This window comes from Methanosarcina thermophila TM-1, from assembly GCF_000969885.1.
GTDB classification, from domain to species: Archaea; Halobacteriota; Methanosarcinia; order Methanosarcinales; family Methanosarcinaceae; genus Methanosarcina; species Methanosarcina thermophila.
This window is the reverse complement of record NZ_CP009501.1, coordinates 2,116,060-2,130,992: the sequence shown is the minus strand read 5'-3', so window position 1 is coordinate 2,130,992 and position 14,933 is coordinate 2,116,060. Positions and strand designations below refer to the sequence as shown.

Below are 14,933 nucleotides of genomic sequence, written 5' to 3'. Positions count from 1 at the left end.
TTTGTAATTTTAATTGATTGCCATAGTTTTAACTGGTTTTCTTGAGTAACTGTAAACTGGTTTTTTTGAGTAACTGTACTATAAAGCAGAAAAAGCAGGTCAGGTTATATAACCAGGTGACCGCAGTTTTTTAAGTACGACGATCTCGAAGGAAACAAGTTCTCGGTTCAGAGCAGTTGCATCCTGCCGCAGAAAAACTTTATATACTATAAAATAATCATCGATTTTTGCCCTGAAGATGATCCCTCAGATCGAGAGAAAAGTAATCTTTCAGACATTATGAAGAATCTGACTCTGGGTTAACAGCAGGACATCACATAGATCAATAGAAGCCTGATTAAAAAATTGAAGACAGAACCAGAATAACCTTTAAGGGAAATGTTTAACTTCTGTTTAAAAAAAGATTGAAAAAACGGCAAAAAGCTCAAAGTTATTAAGCCTCCAGAATATCAAAGGGTCCAAATTTTAGAAGCTCTGATGTATTTTTCTGCAGAAACCAGAAAATCAGGTTATCTCTGGGGAAACTGAAAAGAATATCAATTTCATTTGTATGCTTTCAAAACTATACTTTGATCACCTTATTTTTGCCTGCTTTAAAATTATCAATAAATTCAAATCTACTTGATAACCTCCAGCGCTAAAAATAATAATCTCTATATCTTCACCCTCTGCGATAAAGAATTTCCTTGATAGAAGAATAATTGCCCTGTAAATTTTGATCCCATTGTTTAGATCAACGGGGACAAAAAAAATCTTGTTTTTTATAAGATCATTTGCAGAGAAAATTGAAATGAGAATTATAAAATTACAGCTTTTCAAAAATTAGCATCGGTGAAGGTATATGCAATTAAATCCAACTGTGATCTGCAAGTGCATCCCTGAATAATAAAAGGGAGTATACCTATCTGAATTAACTGGAAAAAAAGTCCCTTAAATCCAGGGAACAGAAGATTGAAAGCTTGTGAACCTGGAAAGTAAAAAAACCCCTTTAAAATAGCTTGAAGCGAGAAAAGGACTGAAATTCAGCTTGCTGAATAGCCAGTACACCACCGAAAGATTATCCAACCCCTTAATGGAAGGAATTCGATCTTGGAGGTTTCGAATTCATTGACATTGTATTCAAGAAGTTTTCGGCTAAAAAAGCCGAAATGAAACTTCATAGGGATGCACTTGCAGGTTAAGGATCTTAGAATCCGAGACCTTTTAGTTAAATGGAGGTTAAAATATGTTGGATTTGAAACTGGAAGATATCGATGGCATATTAGTACGTTATAACGTCGCCCTCGAAAAGGAAATGACACCTGACGAAGCCGCAGAAGAGCTTTACCCCAAGGATGAACTCATCTACCCGATTGCAAAAGCCATCTTTGAAGGAGAAGAAGATGACGTTATCGAGGGTCTCCAGGCAGCAATCGATGCAGGCAAGAAGCCAATCGACCTTATTGACGAAGCCCTCATGGTAGGCATGGGAGTTGTAACCCAGCTCTACGATGATGGTGTCATTTTCCTCCCGAACGTTATGATGTCCGCAGATGCAATGCTTGCAGGTATCGAATTCTGTAAGAGCCAGACCACTGAAGTTCCCGAGCCAAAAGGTAAGGTTGTCTGCCATGTTGCAGAAGGTGACGTTCACGACATTGGAAAGAACATTGTCGCTGCCCTCCTGAGAGCAAATGGCTACGAAGTAGTTGACCTCGGAAGAGATGTCCCTGTAGACGAAGTAGTCGCTGCAGTCGAGAAAGAGAAGCCAATAATGCTCACAGGTACTGCCCTCATGACCACCACCATGTATGCATTCAAGGAAGTTAACGATAAGCTCCTTGAGAAGGGAATAAAGATTCCATTCGCATGTGGTGGCGGTGCTGTGAACCAGGACTTCGTGTCTCAGTATGAACTTGGAGTTTATGGTGAAGAAGCTGCAGACGCCCCCAAGATTGCTGATGCAATTGTTGCAGGTACTACAGATATCACAGCATTAAGAGAGGAATTCCACAAACACTGAGGAGGGAGCAAAAATGGTAAAAAAATACACTTCAATGGCTTATGCTAATGCAGATGAACTGATTTTCGGGCAGTCAAAGTTCCCTGTAAAGGCAGGGCTTGGCCTTGAGATTGGTGGAGGATACACATCCCCCGAAGTTAACTATGCCCCAAGACCTGGAGCCGGTGCATCTAAAGAAAAGCTCGTAAAAGAATATGAAAGAATCACCACCGACATTATGGCGAGGATGGTTCAGATTGGAGCTCCCTCTGTGGTGCTTGAAACCGAACACGTTCAGCAGATGTCAAACAACCCTGAGTGGGGAGGAGCTGTTGCACATGCTCAGAAGACCATTATGGAAGAGTACCACGATGAGTACGGTATAAAATGCGCACTCCGCCACACAATAGGTGATATCCGTGAAGACCGTGACTATCTCCAGCTCAGAGGAGACAAGTACAGCGTCTTTATGGAAGCTTTTGAGCAAGCTGCCACAAATGGTGCAGACTTGCTTTCTGTAGAGAGCATGGGTGGTAAGGAAGTCTTCGACTATTCTATCCTGAGAAACGACACTGCAGGTATTCTCTTCGGCATCGGTGTACTCGGTAGCATGGACATGGAAATGGTCTGGTCCGACATTGCAGCAATAGCAAGGAAGACTGGCACCGTAGCAGCCGGTGACACTGACTGTGCCCAGGCAAACACTGCAATGTTCATTGCAGGTGGTCTGCTTGACAAGAACCTTGCCCACACAATTGCAATCGTTGCAAGGGCAATCTCGGCAGCAAGATCCCTCTGTGCATACGAAGCCGGCGCAATAGGACCCGGAAAGGACTGTGGTTACGAGAATACTATCATAAAGTCCATTGCAGGTGTCCCGATCACTCAGGAAGGTAAGACCTCAACCTGTGCCCACTCTGACCTCATGGGTAACCTGGTTATGCAGTGCTGTGACCTCTGGTCCAACGAGTCCGTTGAATACCACGGTGAATTCGGCGGTACAACTGTCCAGTGTTGGGCTGAGACCCTTGCTTATGACTGTTCCATGATGAATGTTGCCCTTAAAACTGGAAAGGCAAAGGACCTCAGGGACATTCTCGTGCTCTCTGATAAGTACAGAGACCCACAGGGCTATGTGCTTGCATACGACAACGCCTACAAGATCGGTCAGGCAATCGCAAAGGACGGAGAGAACAACTACCTCAGAGCAAAGAACGCTGCAATCGAATGTTGCAACATCATTGAAGAGGGTGTCAACTCTGGCAAGCTCAAACTCACAAGATTCGAGACCAATGCTCTTGCAAAGGTTAAGGCTGATCTCGAAGCCCTCACCGATGATGCTGACAAGTTCATGAGCGACAACCTGACCAAGTTCAAACAGGAAATTGCAGTTTTCAGACCCGAAAACTATGGGCTCTAAGCCCTAAACTTCTTTTTTTTCAATTTTTTAGAAAAAAGGCTTTGTTAGGTGGAACTATGAGTGAAAACGTAGGAACTGCTACCATAATAGTTGATAAAACTGCAAATGCTGCTCCCCTTGGTTTTACAGGTCTTGGACTTGCCGCAATTCTGTTGAGTCTGAGCTACATAGGAATATACCCCGTAGAATCAATGATTGTATCCATGGCAATATTTTTGGGTGGGTTTGCTCAGGTATTTGCAGGAATTATGTCCTGGAAAAAAGGAGACATCTTTGCAGGGACGGCATTCTCAGCTTTCGGCTTATTCTGGTTCTCACTGGCAGGATTACTTATTATGCCCGCAATCGGCTGGGCTGAAGCCTCCTCCGGAACTGCGATGGCTGCGTATCTCTTTATCTGGGGCGTTTATACTTTTGTTATGCTATTAGTTACTATGAAAATCGGAATTCGTGCCCTTCAGTTTGTGTTTGTTACGTTGTTTTTATTATTCATGTTGCTGGCTGTTGTAAATGCAACCGGAAGTGCAGGATTGCTTGTAGTAGCTGGTTATGTAGGACTTGTTATGGGTTTTGGAGCCCTGTATATAGCTATGGGCACGGTAATGAATGAGATCCACGGAATAACTGTAATCCCGCTCTAAGATAAGTAATCAGCATCTACTAATAAATAAGACCTTCGAACACCTGAGGAAAAGAACCTGCGCCAACCTCGAGATTTGTATGAAACCCATAAAAATAGCAGGAAAAAAACCGAAGAAGAAACCTAGATGAACTTTCAGGCAAGCACAGACTTCAAATCTGTGTTTTCAATCCTCCAGAATACTGTTGTCTGAATGGCTAAACTCCTTTGTATGACCGCGTTAAGAGAAAAAACGGGCATTCGAGGGTCTGTTTAATTTTTAAAGAATTTTTTTGTTATTATTTAACTGGAGAAAGAGGTCTGTTTTACAAAAGAAGACTATAAAAACCAATTAATAGTGGACTTCGAATGAGAGCGGATGAAAAATTCAAAGAGATAGAAAATGTATTATCACACAGAGCTTATACAGAGCTTGTTTTGAGTCCGGATTTCACTCATTACAAAATACTCCAGGAGCTTTCGGCAAACAGTGCTTTGCTTCTTGCCGATACAGCCTGTCCCTTGTTATAATTTATCAATAAATATATAAGATTCCTGGATTTTTCTATCGCAAGTAGATCTCTGAAGGAAAAGAATTACAAAATAAATTTATACTAAAAGATAGAAAATATAGAAAAAATAAAATAATAATATGGCAATAATGATGCAAGAACCCAGATACGAAAACCAAAAATTCAGAGGGTAATATATAAACTTTAAGCCTGGCAACTACCCATTTCTCTATTGCAAGGTTTAACAGCTATCAAGACTTTATGTAATAACAGGTTTAATAGGCTGGATCAGAAGAATCTGAATTTCATAAATTATCAAGATGAGATTAATTATCCTGGTTTTAAACATTCTCAAACCCTACGAAATCTCATATAATTCGTAAAAGAGGTTGAAAATGCACTTCAGTCTTGGAATCGATGCAGGGGGCACTTATACTGATGCCGTTATCGTTAGGGATTCGGACGGATCTGTGATCGAATCCAGTAAAGCACTTACTACCTATCCCGATCCCCTCCCTGGAATGAAAAATGCTATTGACATGCTGAATCCTGAGTATCTAAAGGACATTAAGCTTGTATCCGTATCTACAACTCTTTCTACAAACACTATTCTGGAGGGTACCGGCTTTCCTGTAGGGCTAATTATGGTAGGAGACTATGTAATTCCTGAGAAGCTTCCTACAGACTACTGGGTAGCAGTCTCCGGAGGACATAACAGTGATGGAGAAGAACTGAAGGCTCTTGACATCGATTCTGTAAAAGAATTTGCCCTCAGGGTAAAAGACAAAGTTTCGGCTTTTGCAGTTTCTTCGTATTTCAGCAACCGCAATCCTGAACATGAGCTTGCTGTCAAAAAAGCCGTAAAGGAGCTTACAGGACATCCTGTAGTTTGCGGGCACGAACTTTCCCAGGATCTTGGAGCCTACGAAAGGGCTGTAACTGCATTTCTTAACGCACAGCTAATTCCTATTACTCATAAGTTTATCCAGGCAATAGTCAAGGAGTTTGAAGTCAGAGGTATAAATGCGAATCTACTTATGCTGAAATGCGACGGTTCAGTTGTGGGAATAGAAGAAGCCCTGGAAAAACCCATCGAAACCATATTCTCTGGACCTGCTGCAAGCCTTGTAGGCGCCTCCTACCTCAGCAAATTCGATACCTGTGCTATGATCGATGTTGGCGGCACGAGCACGGACGTAGCTATGATGGTGAATGGGCTTCCTCAACTCAGCAATTCGGGTGCCGTTGTAGGAGGCTGGCAAACCCGTGTAAAAGCTATCCGTATGGAAACCTCGGCAACTGGCGGAGACAGCCATGTATGGGTAAAGGGCGACCGCATCTATATTGGTCCTCGTCGTGTGATCCCGCTTTGCCGAGCTTCGGTTATATATCCCGGTTTTAAGGACAAATTGAAACGTAATAAGGTTGCAAAAGGATATCTCTGTGAGAGCATTCAGGTAACGAAGTTTTACGTCAGAACAGGCTTCAGACCTATAGAATTGAAGGCAAGAGAGCGGGAAATCTATAGACATATCGGAGAAGAACCTGTTTCTTTCGGAGACTTGCTCGTAGCACTGAAAAAACGTCCTTCTCCATCTGTACTGGATTCACTGATCCAAAAAAGGTTGATCCAGGCAATAGGCTTCACACCGACCGACGCCCTTCATGTGCTTGGGGAATATACCGAATGGGATGTAGAAGCTGCTCAGATTGGAGCTTCCATGCTCGGGAGACTATTGAAGCAGAGCCCTGAAGCTTTCAGTACTGAAACAAAACGCAGGGTTGCACGTAATATTGCCGAGGATCTTATTGCCTACCTGATAGAAGGAATGCCGAGAAGTGAAATTGACAGAGTTCTCATGGGAAGGAACTTTACTCGCTTCAGTGTGGGAATTCCTGTAGTGCTTCTCGGAGGACCTGTAAAGGCATATGTTGAGGATCTGAAAAACCTGATCAATGCTGATTTTATAGTTCCCGAGCATGCTGAGGTAGGCAATGCTGTCGGAGCCCTTGTTGGAAAAGGAATTAAAAGGGTGGAGATTCTTATAAAAACAAAAGTGATCCCCATATCCCACGAAGCTGAAGCTGAAAATATTGATTATGAAGCTCATGAGAAATGCCCTGCAGAAGGCATTATGCAGTATGAAACGAAAAACGAGTTCATTGTTTTTTCTCCTTCTGAGAGAAAAAAATTTGACGTTTATAGTGAAGCCGTTGAGTATGCAGAGAAGCTCGGAAGACAGCTAGTTATGGATTATATGGTGAATGCAGGACTTCAAAAGGAAAACATTAGAATAGATGTAAGCAGGAGACACCTTGCACCAAGCGGCTGGACTGATGCACCCCTGGAAACAAATCTTGTTTTCGTAGGAATAGGAACTCCTAAAACCTCTATTTCGGCGTGATGGACAAGATAGAGCAGGGTATATTTAGCGGAATATTATAAACAGGGATATATATCTTAAGGAATAATTTTCAATCCCGGATAAAAATATGTGTACAGCTAAAAAGGAAATGAATCACATCACATGAATTAAAAATGGGGCTGTTTTGATATGCAATATAGTCTGGGTATTGACGCAGGCGGAACCTACACAGATGCTGTAATTTTAAGGGATTCGGACAGCCGGATTTTAGATACTAGTAAGTCAATTACTACATTTCCAGACCTTATGGTCGGAATTCGAAATGCTATTGACAAACTGAATCCGGAGTATCTTAAACAAGTAAAACTCGTATCGATTTCTACAACCTTGTCAACAAATACTATTCTTGAAAGAACAGGATATCCTGTCGGTCTGATCCTTGTAGGGGATTATACCGTCCCAAGAGAACTTCCCGCAGATTACCGTATTACTGTAAGAGGAGGACATGACAGCAACGGAGATGAGCTGCATCCTCTTGACCTTGCTGCCGTAGAACAGTTTGCAGTAAGTCTCAAAGATAAAGTCTCTGCATTTGCGGTCTCTTCGTATTTCAGCACAAGAAATCCGGAACATGAACTTAAAGTTAAACAGGCAATCCTTAAATTGACAGGGCATCCTGTAGTTTGTGGGCACGAGCTTTCCCAGGAGCTTGGAGCTTACGAAAGGGCAGCCACAGCTATTCTAAATGCCCAGCTAATTCCGATAACCTATCAGTTTATCCATTCCATCATGGAAGAAGTAAAGAAGAGAAAACTTGATGCAAAAATTCTTATGCTGAAATGTGACGGCTCGGTTATAGATATAGAAAGTGCAAAGCTGCGTCCCATTGAAACCATATTTTCAGGTCCTGCAGCAAGTGTTATGGGAGCTTCTTACCTCTCAGGACTGGATACCTGTGCCGTAATAGATGTAGGAGGGACGAGCACAGATGTTTCCTTAATAAAAAAGGGAAACCCTGAGCTCTGTGAGAAAGGAGCAGTTGTGGGAGGCTGGCAAACCAGCATAAAGGCAATAAAGATAGAGAGTTCGGCAAATGGAGGAGATAGCCATGTGTGGTTTAAAAAATGTATCAGAATAGGCCCGAGAAGAGTTATGCCTCTCTGCTTTGCTGCCGTACAGTACCCTAATTTCAAGGAAAAACTGGAAAAAAACCCCGTGCCTCTGAGAACCATGCTCAATGAGCATATCCAGCCTACCAAATTCTTTGTCAGTACTGGAATAAATCCCATTAATCTTACAGAAAGCGAGAGGAAATTACTTGAATACATAAAAGACGAACCTCTCTCTATCCATGAGATTTTAAATAAGATGAGGAGGTTTCCATCTCCAGCAGTTCTCGATTCATTGATCCAGCAGCGAGCAATCCAGGCTATAGGCTTCACACCAACTGATGCTCTGCATGTGCTTGGGGAATATACCGAATGGGATGTAGAAGCTGCTCAGATCGGAGCCAAAAAACTCTCGCGTTTCACTCAAATGGGAACTCATGCATTTTGCAAGAAAGTAAAGCAGCAGGTTGCAAAAAATATGGTTTACAGCCTGATGTCCTTTATCATGGAAGGCAGGGGAAAAGATGGGATAAAGAAACTGCTTGAGGAAGAGATCCCTGTCCAGTACAAGCTGAATATTCCTGTAGTCATGCTCGGAGGTCCCGTAAAGGCTTATTATGAGGAAATTAAGGCTCTCATTGATGCAGAGATTATAGTTCCCGAACATGCAAGGGTAGGAAATGCAGTTGGAGCGCTCGTAGGAAAAGGAATTAAAAGAATTGAGATAACTATCAGACCATCCTCAATGGAAAACCCTGACCAGAATTTCCTGGTGTTTACTCCTGCAGGAAGGGAAAAATTCGAACAATATCAAATGGCAGTAGAGTATTCACATAAAGTTGGCGAAGAACTTATCCTGGATTCAATGAAAGACTTTGGACTTCCAGAAAGCTCTATAAAAATAGATACAAGTGTAGAATATCTTTCTCCCCCTGGCTGGAAGCAGACACCAATGGAAACGAGAATAGTTTTTGTAGGAACCTGTACCCCTGGGGTCATAACTTATTAAATAATATTTTATATATAAAGCGATAATTTAAAAGCCGGAGAAATGCTCATTTGAACATCAACAGCCAAGGAACCAGCCTGCCGGAAAGAAGGATCGGCTTTAACTGCAAGCTACTGAATAACAGGAAGTAAGAGAATATGGGTTCTTCACTTATTGATCTTGTTTTCCGCTCCGATAAGAGAAAAAACCTTCTTATGCTTCTGGATAGCGGCTCAAAAAATATTGATGAGATCAAGGACGCACTTGATGTTACAGCCACATCGATCCTTCCCCAGATAAAAAAACTGATAGATAATGATCTTATTGTCCAGGAAGATAAAATGTATAAACTCACAGTCCTGGGAGAGTTTATAATCAAAAAGATAAAGCCCCTGATTAGTGCTCTTGAGGTAGTGGAGAAAAATAACTCTTACTGGACAAGTCATGACCTGAACGCAATCCCGCGCCATTTACTGGAACGAATATCCGAACTTGGGGATTGCATTCTTATAGAGCCTGACCTGAACCATATCTATGAACCTTCTCCGAAGATTATTGAGAATATGAGCAATGCAAAGCGGGCATCGACTTTTGCTTCTTATTTTAACCCCGCCTATCTTCCGCTGTACGTTGAGCTTGGCAGGAAAGATGCCGAACTTTCCCTGAATTTTACCCAATCTGTCTGGGACTATCTTTCAAGCGAGCAAGCAAATATGATAAATGAATTAATGGATATGGATAATGTTAGCCTGTATGTTTCCAAAGAAGGAATTAAACTTACTGAAGTGACTGTAACCGATAGGATAATGCTTCTAGGGCTTTTTGACAAGAACGGTAAGTTTGACCAGCAGTTCATTATGAGCTTTGAACCGAGCGCCCTTTCATGGGGTCAGGAACTGTTTGATTACTTCAAGAGACTTTCAAGACAGGTAAATAAGATATGAAGAGAATAAAGCGTAGATGAACCCAGGATATTTCTAAATCTCAGCTAACTTCAGAGATCATTTATAGTTCCAGTAATGCGGAGAAAGAAACGCTCTAAGAGAACTGCAAGATCAAGTTTCTATCTATGAGACCACAAAAAGGCAATAAAAATAATTATATAATATTCGGTTGAATTAAAGCGGTAATTCTCTTTATATCCCCAGATATGCGTCCCCAAATGTTCCTTTACTCATCAAAAATTTAAATGGCAAGGAGTAAAGGTGTAAGAAATTAAGAGTCTTCTGGTATAGAGATATATACAATGTCAGATATAATAGGATGAGACCTAAGAGAGGGAATCAGATGGAGTCCTCATTACTGGATGTCCTCTTTCTTTCAGAAAAAAGGAAAAACCTACTTTTACTGCTTCTGGACGGACCCAAGAACATCGAAGAGATCAAAAGTACACTTGACGTTCGTTCAAGTCCGATAATGACCCAGATAAAGATACTGATGAAGCACGATCTTATTGTTGAGAGTAACAGGCTCTACAAACTTTCCAGTATCGGAGAAATTCTGGTTCCAAAGATGAAGACAATTCTGGAAACGTTTAACGTTTTAGATAAAAACCACGATTACTGGATAAACCAGGATATGACATCAATTCCTGCTGAGTTTCTGGATGAGATCGGAAAGCTTGGGGACTATATTGAAGTAAATCCTGACCGGAACCACGTTTTTGAATATCCTAAAGAGGTTGTAAAATATCTTTCCGAGTCTGAGAAAGTGATGATTACATCCTCCTTTTTCCTGCCTATTTATCCTTCTCTGTGCATAGAACTTGCCGCAAAGGGTACGGATATAACTCTGGTATTTACAGAGTACGTTTATGACAGAATGCTCAACGATTACAAAAAGGAACTTGAGCACTTCCTGAACCTGAAATATACTAAACTCTATGTTTGCAATAATAACAATATGAAAATTGCTTCAAGCATAGTCACGGAAAAGTTTATGGCGCTCTCTCTTTTCTGTAACAGCGGAATATATTACAATCATAATCTGATAAGTTTTGATGAAAGTGCACTCAAATGGGGTAGAGAACTCTTCAATCATTACAAAAGTATATCAAGACCTATTACCAAAATCCCCGAACCTCTCCCGTATCCTGAGCATGAATAACCAGATATTCCAAGTAAAAGAGAAGAAGCCCGGCTGAAGTTAGTATTACCTTCTGCCTAGATTTTTTCGCTCTACCAGGAGACGGTGTCGCCTTTTGGAATATTAAGTTCCACAGAAGTTACCACTGAGATTCCCAAGACGGACAATATGACTCTCTCCAGGTTTTAAAGACATATTTTCTTGAGACGATATATCTTCGCCGGCTTCCGGTACTGGGATATCGGGGTCGTCAGGCACAGATGATGTATTATCCTCCTCAGTACAACCTGAAGAAAATAAAAATACAAGCGTTACCAGCAAAATCAGGATTTTCCCGTTCATAAAAGGACCAATTTTTTGATGTTTATACTATATATCTTTTGATATTTATAATATAAGTTCAGTTTACGTTCATTATCCTTTGATGTAAGGGTGGATGAAAATTGATGAGGAAAAACAGCATAGAAACGAAGAATTGAATTGAAAATTGAAACAAAATAGGGATTAAATGAGATATAGAATAGGGAGTTAAATTAGAAACAAAATAGGGAATTAAATAAGAAACAGAGGAATAAAAAGGAATAAGATGAAAACCGTAAAGAGAAGAAAATGAAAAATAAGATTTACGTCCCGACTGAGACTTGAACTCAGGTCTAAGGCTCCGCAGGCCTCAAGGATATCCACTACCCTATCGGGACGCAAGCGAGCAACACTGATAAGCACATTCAAGGATATAAACTTTATTCCTCAAGAACAGGCTCAACCGCAATTTTACTGCTCTGCCCTGCGCGAAAGCTGGCTGGACAAAATCACATTTCTCCGGCATCACTATCAATAAAGATTAAATGCAACAAGTTCGATTTTATAATTTATGTCGATGACGGCTCTGTAGAAATCCTTAATTTAATCCATAATAATTGTATTACTTTTTTGTTTATATTATAGACTATTAGTTTAACTTTTACTTCTTTTACTTGATTTCTAACCTTTCTTGCTCTTAATGTTTCTCCAAATTTTCTTTTTACAACAGATATTATTGTCTCTACTATATTCCTTCTATTGTATTTGATCTTATCAAAGTCTTTGTTTAATTGTTTTCTATATTTTCCGTTTATTCTCTTTCTTTTTCTTTCTCTCAAAGGTACTATTGAATCTGCTTTTATCTCTTCTCTTATTAGAGTATGAATTTCTTCGGAATCATATCCTTTATCCATCACATAACATTGAGACTTTCTTGACTTGTTTGATTGTCTTATCAGAGTCTTTGCATGCTTGACATCATGATCTGTTTTTTGGCTAATTTTCCATCCTAATATTACTTTTTTAATAGTGTCTACTGATATTGAAGTTTTAAGGAAGCTCCTTCGGAGCTTCCCTGTTCTCTTAGAATAATAATGACTTGCATAAGAACTCGTAAATCCTGTTGCATCAATTGCCGTAATGAGAACTTTTTCTCCATGTGAGTAAAATAGTTTTAGAGTTTTTGACAAAATTAGGTTAAACAATGAAGAGGGAATTCTGGACACAAACTTTTGAAGAGTAGTGTAATGAGGAACCTTATCAAGGTCAAGTTTTTCCTTTATACTGTTCATGAGGTCAACAAGTTCTACAAAGTCACGGTAGTCTGTACTTATATACTCCTTCAATAAAACAAGAACAAGAAGCTGATGTTGAGTATAAACACGTTTGGAATATTTGCAGGAGTAAAGGTTCAGTCTGGAAGACTGAACCGTTTTAAGACTGAGATCAATAAATTTAATATACTTATTTGATGACAATAGCAATTGCTCCTTTGTTTTTTGTGTGGACAAAAAAATTAAGGAGCATTTTTACAATTTTATTTTTATAATTTTTGGGTAAAAACAGAATTTAGAGGATTTCTACAGAGCCTCGATGACTATAGGACTTGCAGGAAAACCCAATGCGGGGAAATCCACTTTTTTTAAAGCTGCTACACTTGCAGATGTTGAAATTGCAAATTATCCTTTTACTACTATCAATGCCAACCACGGAGTTACCTATGTACGGGTAGAATGCCCCTGCAAAGAAAAGGAGAAGAGATGTGGAAATTGTGTGGACGGGGTCAGGCTTGTCCCAATTGATATAATTGACGTTGCGGGGCTCGTCCCTGATGCATATAAAGGAAGAGGACTTGGAAATACTTTTCTAGATGAACTCCGGCAGGCTCAGGCGATCATTCATGTAGTAGACGCCTCAGGCGGGACTGACGCCGAGGGCAATCCTGTAGACATCGGAGATCATGACCCCCTTGAGGATGTAGTCTTCCTTAACAGGGAGATTACGATGTGGCTTTATGGCATTTTGGAAAGAAACTGGGCCAAGCTTGCCAGAAAGATCCAGGCTGAAGGGCTCAAGCTCGAAGTCGTAATTGCAGAACAGCTTGCGGGAGCAGGAATAAGAGAATCTCATGTAAACGCCGCTTTAACAGAGACAGGGCTGGCAAGGCTTGATCATACTAAATGGAGCGAAGATGATATAATCCGGCTCTGCGATGCAATTCGGGAGATCAGCAAGCCTATGCTTATCGCCGCAAATAAAGCCGACATTGCCCCAAGAGGAAACCTGGATAAGCTTAAAGAGCTTGACAGAATAGTGGTGCCTACAAGCGCAGCTGCTGAACTTGCACTTAAATCCGCAGCAAAAAACGGGCTTATAAAGTATAATCCCGGAGATCAGAAGTTTGAGATACTTGGAGGAGAGCTTACAAAAGCTCAGAAAAAAGGGCTTGAAGCTATTAAGAAAGTGATAGAGAGACTTGGCAGTACAGGCGTCCAGGAATGCATAAATAGGACTGTTTTTGAACTTCTTGATCTTATTGTCGTATATCCTGTGGAAGATGAAGGAAAATGGTCTGATAAAAAAGGGAATATCCTTCCTGATGCTTACCTTATGAAAAGAGGCTCTACATGCCGTGATCTTGCTTACCAGATCCATACTGAAATCGGGGATCGATTCTTGTATGCAGTAGATGCAAGGACAAGGCTGAGGCTTGGGGAAAAGCATGAATTGAAAAACGGGGACGTTATCAAGATCGTGTCTACTGCAAAATAAGCAAACCTAAAAATTTGTTACCTGGAAAAGCCTGAAGTTTTATAATAACAGAAAAGATGAAATAGTGGATTGTTTTAGCTTGTCAGGGAGGATATTTTCCAGATGGACTTACTTTCTTTTGCATATCCGTTTTATGAAAGGTTCCTTGCCTGGCAGATAGCTAAGACGCCTTCAAATATTCCCAGGCATGTGGCAATTATACTCAAGGAAACTGACCTTTTCGATCCTAAAGGGCTGGAGAAACTATTATCCGCGCTTGGCATTTTTAGAAAGTTCGGGGTCGAACTTGTGAGCATCTACGTAGATATCCTGAAAACGGATTTGTCCTTGAAATCCGAGATTGCGTCAACGCTCCGAGCCCGGCTGGAAGAAAGCTTCTCAGATCTTCCGGAAGGTACGGGTTATACAATTTATGGCGTTGACGGAGAAGTTAATGTCACTTCACCCGGAAAGGATTTTTTCGTTTATATATCACTGGGATTTGGAGGAAGAAAAGAAATTACCAGGGCTGTATTAACCATCCTTGGCAAAGTTAAGGCAGGATCTGTCAAACCTGAGGAAGTGGATGAAAAAATGCTGGAGTCCCATCTCCTTGTTAAACACGAGCCTGATATCATGATCCGTTCGGGAGGACAGAAGCTTTCGGATTTCCTTGTCTGGCAGTCAGTTTATTCGGAACTGTATTTTACAGATGTCAACTGGAAAGATGTGCGAAGGCTTGACCTGCTCAGGGTGATGAGAGATTTCCAGAAAAGACAGAGGAGATACGGAAGGTGATTTG

General features: G+C 40.8%; 12 protein-coding genes and 1 tRNA gene. 10 read left to right on the top strand and 3 right to left on the bottom strand.

Features of this window, described 5'->3' with window-relative positions; all coding sequences use genetic code 11:
* Positions 1-1,225: 1,225 nt before the first annotated feature.
* The 8 genes from mtaC to MSTHT_RS09175 all read left to right on the top strand — a co-directional run bounded on the left by mtaC (position 1,226) and on the right by MSTHT_RS09175 (position 11,101).
* Positions 1,226-2,002, top strand: a complete 777-nt coding sequence (gene mtaC / locus MSTHT_RS09205; RefSeq protein WP_048167521.1) for a methanol--corrinoid protein MtaC — start codon at positions 1,226-1,228, stop codon at positions 2,000-2,002.
* Between the two features lie 13 nt (positions 2,003-2,015).
* The gene (gene mtaB, locus MSTHT_RS09200) at positions 2,016-3,401 is read left to right on the top strand and encodes a methanol--corrinoid protein co-methyltransferase MtaB (RefSeq protein ID WP_048167520.1); all 1,386 of its coding nucleotides are present in this window, start codon (positions 2,016-2,018) and stop codon (positions 3,399-3,401) included.
* Positions 3,402-3,457: 56 nt separating this feature from the next.
* Positions 3,458-4,042: an acetate uptake transporter gene (locus tag MSTHT_RS09195; protein WP_048167519.1), complete on the top strand. Its 585-nt coding sequence runs from the start codon at positions 3,458-3,460 to the stop codon at positions 4,040-4,042.
* A 347-nt stretch (positions 4,043-4,389) separates the two neighbouring features.
* Positions 4,390-4,551, top strand: coding sequence for a hypothetical protein (locus MSTHT_RS14535; protein ID WP_156149740.1), 162 nt, complete (start codon positions 4,390-4,392; stop codon positions 4,549-4,551).
* A gap of 376 nt (positions 4,552-4,927) precedes the next feature.
* On the top strand, positions 4,928-6,937 hold the full coding sequence (locus tag MSTHT_RS09190) for a hydantoinase/oxoprolinase family protein (RefSeq protein WP_048167518.1): 2,010 nt from the start codon (positions 4,928-4,930) through the stop codon (positions 6,935-6,937).
* Positions 6,938-7,087: 150 nt separating this feature from the next.
* Positions 7,088-9,016 carry a hydantoinase/oxoprolinase N-terminal domain-containing protein gene (locus MSTHT_RS09185; protein ID WP_048167517.1) on the top strand — a complete coding sequence of 643 codons (1,929 nt, stop codon included), beginning with the start codon at positions 7,088-7,090 and terminating at the stop codon, positions 9,014-9,016.
* A gap of 137 nt (positions 9,017-9,153) precedes the next feature.
* Positions 9,154-9,939, top strand: a complete 786-nt coding sequence (locus MSTHT_RS09180; RefSeq protein ID WP_048167516.1) for a helix-turn-helix transcriptional regulator — start codon at positions 9,154-9,156, stop codon at positions 9,937-9,939.
* A gap of 343 nt (positions 9,940-10,282) precedes the next feature.
* Complete coding sequence (locus MSTHT_RS09175; protein WP_048167515.1) at positions 10,283-11,101, top strand: helix-turn-helix transcriptional regulator; 819 nt, start codon at positions 10,283-10,285, stop codon at positions 11,099-11,101.
* A gap of 102 nt (positions 11,102-11,203) precedes the next feature.
* On the opposite strand, the gene MSTHT_RS09170 is transcribed toward MSTHT_RS09175, so the two are convergent.
* The 3 genes from MSTHT_RS09170 to MSTHT_RS09160 all read right to left on the bottom strand — a co-directional run bounded on the left by MSTHT_RS09170 (position 11,204) and on the right by MSTHT_RS09160 (position 12,858).
* Positions 11,204-11,422 (bottom strand): hypothetical protein, encoded by a 219-nt coding sequence (locus MSTHT_RS09170; RefSeq protein WP_048167514.1) that lies wholly within the window; start codon positions 11,420-11,422, stop codon positions 11,204-11,206.
* A 284-nt stretch (positions 11,423-11,706) separates the two neighbouring features.
* Positions 11,707-11,778, bottom strand: a tRNA-Arg gene (locus MSTHT_RS09165).
* A gap of 171 nt (positions 11,779-11,949) precedes the next feature.
* Positions 11,950-12,858 (bottom strand): IS5 family transposase, encoded by a 909-nt coding sequence (locus tag MSTHT_RS09160; protein ID WP_048167513.1) that lies wholly within the window; start codon positions 12,856-12,858, stop codon positions 11,950-11,952.
* Between the two features lie 115 nt (positions 12,859-12,973).
* Here MSTHT_RS09160 and MSTHT_RS09155 point away from each other — a divergent pair, with 115 nt between their 5' ends.
* Positions 12,974-14,152, top strand: a complete 1,179-nt coding sequence (locus MSTHT_RS09155; protein WP_048167512.1) for a redox-regulated ATPase YchF — start codon at positions 12,974-12,976, stop codon at positions 14,150-14,152.
* 102 nt (positions 14,153-14,254) lie between these two features.
* A complete protein-coding gene (locus MSTHT_RS09150) occupies positions 14,255-14,929 on the top strand; it encodes an undecaprenyl diphosphate synthase family protein (RefSeq protein ID WP_048167511.1) in 675 nt (224 codons plus the stop codon).
* Positions 14,930-14,933: the final 4 nt, after the last annotated feature.

What these genes read in the sequence shown, in the direction of transcription:
- mtaC (WP_048167521.1), top strand. Translation starts at nt 1,226, where the DNA reads ATGTTGGATTTGAAACTGGAAGATATCGATGGCATATTAGTACGTTAT.
- mtaB (WP_048167520.1), top strand. Translation starts at nt 2,016, where the DNA reads ATGGTAAAAAAATACACTTCAATGGCTTATGCTAATGCAGATGAACTG.
- MSTHT_RS09195 (WP_048167519.1), top strand. Translation starts at nt 3,458, where the DNA reads ATGAGTGAAAACGTAGGAACTGCTACCATAATAGTTGATAAAACTGCA.
- MSTHT_RS14535 (WP_156149740.1), top strand. Translation starts at nt 4,390, where the DNA reads ATGAGAGCGGATGAAAAATTCAAAGAGATAGAAAATGTATTATCACAC.
- MSTHT_RS09190 (WP_048167518.1), top strand. Translation starts at nt 4,928, where the DNA reads ATGCACTTCAGTCTTGGAATCGATGCAGGGGGCACTTATACTGATGCC.
- MSTHT_RS09185 (WP_048167517.1), top strand. Translation starts at nt 7,088, where the DNA reads ATGCAATATAGTCTGGGTATTGACGCAGGCGGAACCTACACAGATGCT.
- MSTHT_RS09180 (WP_048167516.1), top strand. Translation starts at nt 9,154, where the DNA reads ATGGGTTCTTCACTTATTGATCTTGTTTTCCGCTCCGATAAGAGAAAA.
- MSTHT_RS09175 (WP_048167515.1), top strand. Translation starts at nt 10,283, where the DNA reads ATGGAGTCCTCATTACTGGATGTCCTCTTTCTTTCAGAAAAAAGGAAA.
- MSTHT_RS09170 (WP_048167514.1), bottom strand. Translation starts at nt 11,422, where the DNA reads ATGAACGGGAAAATCCTGATTTTGCTGGTAACGCTTGTATTTTTATTT.
- MSTHT_RS09155 (WP_048167512.1), top strand. Translation starts at nt 12,974, where the DNA reads ATGACTATAGGACTTGCAGGAAAACCCAATGCGGGGAAATCCACTTTT.
- MSTHT_RS09150 (WP_048167511.1), top strand. Translation starts at nt 14,255, where the DNA reads ATGGACTTACTTTCTTTTGCATATCCGTTTTATGAAAGGTTCCTTGCC.